The organism is Stenotrophomonas sp. ATCM1_4 (assembly GCF_004348115.1).
GTDB classification, from domain to species: Bacteria; Pseudomonadota; Gammaproteobacteria; order Xanthomonadales; family Xanthomonadaceae; genus Stenotrophomonas; species Stenotrophomonas capsici.
The window spans coordinates 1-7,638 of the sequence record NZ_QPFB01000004.1 but is presented as its reverse complement, the minus strand read 5'-3'; the positions used below and the strand labels follow the sequence as shown (position 1 = coordinate 7,638).

Annotated in this window: 5 protein-coding genes; 3 read left to right on the top strand and 2 right to left on the bottom strand. The window is 60.3% G+C overall.

Going from position 1 to position 7,638, the window contains the following annotated elements; genetic code table 11:
- Positions 1-1,158 (bottom strand): right-handed parallel beta-helix repeat-containing protein (locus ATCM_RS18980; RefSeq protein WP_165931250.1); only part of this gene is annotated, 1,158 nt, incomplete at its 3' end.
- Between the two features lie 722 nt (positions 1,159-1,880).
- On the opposite strand from ATCM_RS18980, the gene ATCM_RS18975 reads away from it, so the two are divergent.
- Genes ATCM_RS18975 through ATCM_RS18965 form a run of 3 tightly spaced genes read left to right on the top strand, consistent with a single transcriptional unit; the run spans position 1,881 to position 6,260 of the window.
- On the top strand, positions 1,881-2,372 hold the full coding sequence (locus ATCM_RS18975; RefSeq protein WP_132866250.1) for a sigma-70 family RNA polymerase sigma factor: 492 nt from the start codon (positions 1,881-1,883) through the stop codon (positions 2,370-2,372).
- Positions 2,369-3,358, top strand: coding sequence for a FecR family protein (locus ATCM_RS18970; RefSeq protein WP_132866249.1), 990 nt, complete (start codon positions 2,369-2,371; stop codon positions 3,356-3,358). Before ATCM_RS18975 ends, ATCM_RS18970 begins: the two co-directional genes overlap by 4 nt.
- 22 nt (positions 3,359-3,380) lie before the next feature.
- On the top strand, positions 3,381-6,260 hold the full coding sequence (locus ATCM_RS18965) for a TonB-dependent receptor (protein ID WP_165931249.1): 2,880 nt from the start codon (positions 3,381-3,383) through the stop codon (positions 6,258-6,260).
- Positions 6,261-6,430: 170 nt separating this feature from the next.
- Here the strand turns inward: ATCM_RS18965 and ATCM_RS18960 are convergent, their stop codons facing one another.
- Positions 6,431-7,417: an MDR family oxidoreductase gene (locus tag ATCM_RS18960; RefSeq protein ID WP_132866247.1), complete on the bottom strand. Its 987-nt coding sequence runs from the start codon at positions 7,415-7,417 to the stop codon at positions 6,431-6,433.
- Positions 7,418-7,638 lie beyond the last annotated feature (221 nt).

Below are 7,638 nucleotides of genomic sequence, written 5' to 3'. Positions count from 1 at the left end.
GAAGTCGATCCGGAAGCCGTTGGTGTTTGCACTGGTATCCAGAACGAACTTGACGGTGTTGCCCGAAATGCTGGTGACTACCGGGAAGTTCTGCACCCCGTTGGGGCCAGTGTCCACGTCACCAGCATCGTTCGGGGTCACGCCATTATCCAGCAAGTCGATGCCCAGCCCACCGTTCCCGGAGATGCTGGTGTTGGCATAGATAGCATTGTTCTGCGCGCCGGCCCCAATGACGGCAATACCATCACGGCTGTTCCCAGTAATCGTATTGCCGGTGATGACATTGTTGGTGATCCCGCCGGCAGTCGTAGAGTTCAGCCGAATTCCCCACAACCCCATGCCGGTGATAGTGTTCCCCTGAATCGTATTTCCGGTGGTCTGCGCGCCAAGACCGTCAGACAAGCATATTCCCGTACCGGCACCACCGGAAACCGTATTGTTGAGCACACTATTATTCGCGTTACTGGCAACGATATTGCCCTGATACAAGCTGATTCCACAGCCACCTGCGGCGAGCACCACATTGGAACTGACGGTTACGCCGCTGACAGCACCTACACCGATACTTGAGTTCGAAGTGGTTGCATTGACTATGTTCTCGCTGATGGTGCCAATGCTTGCGATGACTGAAGTGACCGTGCTGTACAGGCTGATGGCATAAGCGAACGTACCATTCAGCGTGTTACCTGTGATGATGCAGTTGTTGCTGCTCAGACAGCGAATGCCATCGTAGACAGTGCCCGATCCTGTCAACGTGTTGTTGTGTATCGTGACATCCGCCGCGCCGCTATCGATAGTGACCATGCTGTTGGCTGTCGTGCCGGTCAAGGCCATATTCTGCAGGAAGCTGTTGCTGGCCCCGATGCCGGAGAACCGGATCTGGCTGAAACCATTGCCTCCGCTGCTCAAAGTAATGCCGCTCCCATCGATACCGAGCGTGTCTGTGATCAGCGGTAACGACGACGCTAGTGAGATCGTTCCCGACACACTGAATTGAATAGTGTCATCCGCAGTCGTGGTCGCGTTGGCCGCGATGATCGCGGCCCGCAATGTGGGGCAGTTGAAGTTGGGGCTTGCTCCCGTACATGAGCCGGCTGCATCGGCTATGGTGGTTACGGAATAGTTAGCAGCCGCCACCGAGTTCGACCACAGCAGCACGGCCAGCACCGCGAGCCGGTGCGGGGGCTTCCATCTGGCAACACACCGGACGGTCCGCAGAATGGATTTGAAGACGGCAGGATTTCGCACGCGAGCTCCCCAAAACAGATCTGTCCTGGCCGCGAACATCTGCGCGACCCCCAAAGTACTGCCAGAACTCCCCGCCACCACTCACTGGCGGGTAGTTCTTCACTGAAGAGCCGTACTTCCCGCAGCAGCAGCGTTCCAGCCACGTCGGCTGACCGCATGCACGCGTGGGGCCAAGGGGGATGAAAAATGAGCCACGCGTCACTTTTTTCAGGCCAATGCATCCAATGTCGCCCACGCAGCTGTCCCTGCAGGGCACATCGCTCCGCCTCCTCAGCGCCCGGATCCAAGCGCTTCCCCACTTACCCATGCCGCCTGCTGGAAGCCGGTCACACCTCCTCCTCCATGGAAACGCAAAACACCCAGTACCTCCCTACCCCATCGTTGCAGGCAGAAAGAGAAGGGGGGGCCGGAGCGCGCAAGTACCGAGGGACCTTTAGACGGCAAGCGACCGTTACCGCCTCCATCCCGGGTGAAGGGGCTACCTGCTACCCCAGCTAGTGAAATCACTTCGGGGCTGGTTAGAATCAGTCACAAAGACGACCAACTTCCGCGGGCAGGGGCAAATGAGTGTCACTCTAGACGCCAGGATCAGCCACCTGCCATTCGAACGATTTCTGGGCGAGCAACGCCCGATGCTGGTCAGCTTCCTGCACGGCCGGGGGATTTCCCTCGACGATGCCCAGGACATCGCCCAGGAAAGTCTTTACAAGTTGACGCGCTATCGCGACGCACCGGTCGAAGCCCTGAAGCCCCTGCTGTATCGGATTGCACTCAACCTGCTCCACGATTCCCGGCGGCGACAGTCCGGCCTCTACCAGACCTCCCTGTCGGACATGGAGCTGCAGGCGCACGACATCCAGGACGAGATGCCACGGCCGGAACAGTGGGCCGAAGACCGGGAGGAACTCGCCCGTGTCCGGGCCGCCATCAATCTCCTCCCGGAGCGCTGCAGGGAGGTCTACCTGCTCAACCGCATCGAAGGGATGAGTTACGCCCAGATCTCCAGGCATTGCGGCATCTCCGTCAAGACGGTCGAGAAACACATCGGGAAGGCACTGTCCTCGCTGAGGACGTTGCTCTCTAACCAGACGTCCCCGGTGGGCGTATCCGAGCAGCGCACATGAACACCCCCTCTCTCCAGGACTTCCCCGATTCGGCCGAAGATTGGCTGGCCCGCCTGCTGTCACCCGAATGCACCGCGTCTGACCACGCCGCTTTCGAGGAATGGTTGGCCTTGTCCCCCCGGAACGTGCTCGATTACGCCGAGGTCGAACGCATCCATCAGTTGGCCGGCGCATTGGCAGCCGATCCTGCGCTACACGAAGCCAAGCCGCGACCGGCTGTCCGCACGCCGGCCACTCGACGCCAGCGTGCCTGGCTCCGTCCGCTGGCCTGGGCGGCCGCCCTGGTGCTGGCGGTCAGCGGAGGGCTCTGGCTTCTCGGGGATTCCCGGCCATCGCCACCCAGCGCGTATGCAACGGAGATCGGCAAGCAGCGCCGTGTCGACCTGCCGGATGGGTCTTCCCTGGTGCTGGACACCAATACGCTCGTCCAGGTGTCCTACCAACGCTCGCAACGCCATGTCGCGCTACTCAAGGGCCGTATCCAGGCCAGCGTCGCGCACGATGCCGATCGGCCCTTCGTGGTCACCTCGGGAAACGGCAGCGTCCGTGCGCTCGGCACCGTCTTCCAGGTGCAGCGGCAGGACGGGGGCACCCTCGTCGCCCTGCTGGAAGGGCGTGTCATCGTCAGCACGCAAGGGGATACTCCCCGCCGCTCCATTGAACTGCATCCGTTGCAGCAACTGGCCTATGACGCAGATGGCACGCTCGGCTCCCCGCAACGCATCGAACGCAACGTCGCAGAGGGCTGGACCCAGGGGCGTCTGATCTTCGAGGAAGAACGCCTCGCCGATCTGGTCACGGAGTTCAATCGCTACTCCCATGGCCAATTGGTACTGTCCGGGAGCGAGTTGGGAGAGATCCGGGTCAGCGGCGTATTCAATGCTGGTGACCAAACGGCGCTGCTGGCCACCCTGCGTCAGGGCTGGGGCCTGCAGGCGCAACCCATCGATGGAAATCGGATCGAGTTATCCGCGTCGCATCACTAAGTGCTGGGGAGCACTATCTACCATGCCGATCAGTCCTCGCGGCAATTGCCACGTAACGACTGTAGTTCGTGAATCTCTCAAATATGATCTGGCGCGCCTGTTCGTTCTGACGTGCCTGGCGATCATCACGCAAGGCGCCATCGCGGAACCGGCACGCACTCCCACGCCCTCCCGGTATGAGATTGGCGCGGGCACGCTGGACGACGCCCTGCAGGCTTTCGCCAGTCAAGCAGATATCCAGTTGTTGTATTCGCCCATGCTGGTGCGCGGCAAACACAGCGACGGATTGGGAGGCAATCACACCCTCGCCGCCGGGCTCGCCCAACTCCTCGCCGAGCACAACCTGACGGCAGTCACCGTGACCGCCAACACCTACCTCCTGCGAAGCACCAGCAGACAGACGCACGTAACCGATGCCCCGGTCAAAAGTCCACAAGCAGCTCCGGCAACGAGCATGGCCGAGCTGGCCACGGTCACCGTCACCGGCACGCGCATTCCGCAGACCTCCATGGAACTGTCCGTCCCCATGACCGTGATAACGGCGGACGAGATTGAGCGCAGTGGGCGGCAAACGCTCTACGAATTGCTGGGCGATCGCCCTGGTCTCGTGACCCATCACCCCATGAGTGTGGCCAGTGAGGGGAGAAGATATCCAACCGTGGTTGCCTCTGGCGCCAGCCTGTATTCCCTGGGGCCGAGGGCAACGTTGTATCTATTGAACGGTAAGCGCATTGCTTCATTCGGGTTCGCCTCCAGCGATCTCGGCGGGCTCGTCGATCTGAACAGCATTCCGTTGAGTTTCATTGACCGTATCGAAATCCTGCGCGGCGGCGCCTCTGCGATCTATGGCGCGGATGCAATGGCGGGCACCGTCAATATCATCCTGAAGAAGGACCACGAGGGAGGCGAGGTCTCCTCACGCTTTGGCATGTCCCAGCAGGGAGATGCGCTATCACGTCAAGCATCCGCGATCTTCGGGATGCAGACACGAACGGGCGGGCACGTCCTGCTTGCAGCGGACAATTCCTCGCAGGACGAACTGGGCGGCAACCGCCGCGATTGGCATACCAACGATCGCTCCCGATTCGGACTAGCGGATGGGCGCGTACCTATCGGATTCACGACATTGTATGGGGTCTCCTTAGGTTCACTTCCCTTGTGCCAGCAAGCAGGAGAAAATCCGAATTCTCCCTATTGTCGCTTTGACGCAGCGAGATACCGCACTTTGCAACCACGGGCGCGAAGCAAATCTGTATACGTCCAGTGGGACCAAGAGCTGGGCAGTACTCTTGCATTCTACTTCTCGGGTTCGCGTACCCGTAGCGAGCAATCGCTGCAGTTCTCACCTGTTTTCAGCTATTTCACGCTCGGCCCATCCCACCCGGACTATGCACTGGCCCCCGCCCCCAACTCATTGGTCGACTACGCCTTCTATGAACTTGGCGCTCCTCGAAACCATACCGCCAGCACCGCAAGTGACATATCCATTGGCCTGAGCGGTCTGGCTCTCGGATGGAACTGGGATGTTGCCGTATCCCGGAGCGAGAGCCGGGCGCGTAGCACTGTCGATAACGTGCTGCTTTGGGCGAATATGACCGAAAACATCAATCGGCTCCGCATCGATGGATCGGACAACACCGAACTCATGAACGCGATGCGAGGTTCTATCCATCCCGCCGGCCACTACTCGGTCGACACGCTGGAGGCTACATCGAACCGCTCGTTATTTGACGCCTTTGGTGCGACCTCAAGAATTGTGGTAGGAACGGCGTTTCATTTCGCACGACGTCGAAGCGCTCCGGACCCCCTGCAGATCAACGACGGCATCGCCTTCGGCTCAACTGACGTTAGATCGTACGATCTAGATAGTCGCGATTCCGCCATTTTCACTGAGATCAATTTGCCACTGCACCGGACGTTGCAGATGGACTTGGCCGCTCGCCTCGATCATCACCAGGGCTTTCGCTCCAACGTCTCTCCCCGGATCGGGTTCAAGTGGACACCCAGCCCATCTTTTCTGGCGCGAGCCAGTCTCGGCGAGGGATATCGAGCACCCAGCCTAAACGATGTACGCGTGCCTTTCGAAGATTTCACCCAGACTTTGCTCATGCGCATCACCCCGCAGCTGCTGCCCTGCATTCGCGTGGGCGCGGATCGATGCCGGGTTGAATATGGCGCCGGCGACAACCCACATCTGCGTGCGGAACACTCTCGCAGCCTGACTTTCGGTATGGCTTGGGCACCGACCCATGCTTTCAGCGCGAGATTGGATCGCTATCATCTTTCACGTACCAACGAGTTCGGCATTGCGGATGCCTATGATCACCCCTCCTTGTTCCCGGAGGGCCTGCTCCGCGACGCCAATGGCGTGCTCTATCGTGCCAACCGCTTCCTGGCCAATATCGGTAAGTCCGAAACCCGTGGATGGGAGCTCGATTCCAGGTATCTTTTGCGACATGATGAGTTTGGTGAGCTTGGCTTCCATTTGGCGGCGCACTATCTCAGCCGATACACCACTTCGAGCATCATCCAGCCCAAAGCCGTCGAGAACGCCGGCCACGACACCCCCAAGCTGACCCTGCTGGGCGACGTGCAGTGGCGAAATGGGCGCTGGACCACGACCTTGACCGTGCGCCACTTCGGCACTTCATCCGCCTATCCCGCCGGACAGCCGTGCCCCAAGGAGAATCGCGATGCCGGCAAGTGCAGCAATCCGGCGGCGACACTACTGGGCCTCAACGCCCGCTACGTGGGTCCAGAAAACTGGTCCTATACGCTTGGCATCAACAACCTGCTGGATTCACGTCCTGTGAACTATCGTTTCTACACCGGCGGCTACAACATGGCAGTCGACGATGTTTACGGGCGCTACTTCACGCTGGCTGCCAGCTATCGATTCTGATCGTTCATTCAGGCAACTCAGAGTCGCTTGCCTTCTCCCTGCGTGGATTCCCACTCTTCTTCGGCGGCATGGTCGCCCTGATCTGAAGCAAGCGTGATAGAAACCCCGATGGAAAGAAGTTCGTTGCATTGGAGATCATTCTGCAGATGTTGGCCGGCGCCGCTCATAGGTCAACGATTCACATCGACGACTAGTCGTCCGCGGATGCGTCCAGCTATCAGCGCTTCGGCGCTGGCCACGACCTCCCCTAAGCCAACATGCTGGGAGATAGCGTCGAGCTTGGCCATATCCAGATCTTCAGCAAGCCGCTCCCACGCGACAAGCCGCTCCGCGATGGGCCGCGTGACGCTGTTGATTCCCAGCAGGCTCACCCCGCGCAGGATGAAGGGCGCAACCGTGGCAGGGAAGTCCATGCCCTGCGCCAATCCGCACGCAGCCACTGCGCCATTTTCCTTGAGGGCGGCGCACACGTTGGCCAGGGTATGGCTTCCCACCGAATCGATCGCGGCACTCCATCGCTCCCGCTGCAGTGGCTTGCCCGGCTGGGACAGCGTGCTGCGATCAATCACCTCGGTTGCGCCTAGGGACTTCAGGTAGTCGGTCTCTTCCAGCCGTCCGGTGGACGCCACAACGTTGTAGCCTCGATCGGCCAACAAAGTGACGGCGAAGCTGCCCACGCCTCCGCTCGCACCGGTAACCAGGACGTCGCCTGCACTGGGGGTAACGCCATGACGTTCCAGCGCCAGCAGGCTCAGCATGGCCGTATAGCCGGCCGTTCCGATTGCCATGGCCTGCTGGGGCTGCATGCCCTTGGGCAATGGGATCAGCCAGTCGGCGTTGACGCGTGCCATCTGCGAAAGGCCGCCCCAGTGCCGCTCACCCACGCCCCAGCCATTGAGAACCACCTGGTCACCCGGCTGATAGCGCGGGTCCGCCGACTCAAGAACGGTGCCGGCCAAGTCGATGCCGGGAACCATCGGAAAGGACCGCACCACCCCGCCACCGCGGCCGGTGATCGCCATCGCATCCTTGTAGTTCAGTGTGCTGTGCGAAACTTGGACGGTGACGTCGCCCTCGGGCAGAGCTGATTCAGCCAGTTGCCTGACGTCGACCTGCAGTTCGTTTCCAGTCTTATCTATGTATACAGCGTTGAACATCGGCACTCCTCCTACGGCAGCAGCAAGATCGCTGCATGATTTAGACTGATCGGCTACAAAATGGCAAAAAATGGACTCAGCGGGGCAGGCCCGCTAGAAACGCATTCGAGAAGATCGTGAGCGGCGCAACGCTGCGCTCAAGCCGTGCGCGTTGGACCGCGCCCTCCGGTAATCCCCCCGCAGATTAGCTGACGCCAAAAGTGGAATTTTCTCGTACCCTT

Bases quoted from the DNA above. Each gene is read 5' to 3' on its own strand.
- ATCM_RS18975 (WP_132866250.1), top strand. From the start codon at position 1,881: ATGCTGGTCAGCTTCCTGCACGGCCGGGGGATTTCCCTCGACGATGCC.
- ATCM_RS18970 (WP_132866249.1), top strand. From the start codon at position 2,369: ATGAACACCCCCTCTCTCCAGGACTTCCCCGATTCGGCCGAAGATTGG.
- ATCM_RS18965 (WP_165931249.1), top strand. From the start codon at position 3,381: ATGCCGATCAGTCCTCGCGGCAATTGCCACGTAACGACTGTAGTTCGT.
- ATCM_RS18960 (WP_132866247.1), bottom strand. From the start codon at position 7,417: ATGTTCAACGCTGTATACATAGATAAGACTGGAAACGAACTGCAGGTC.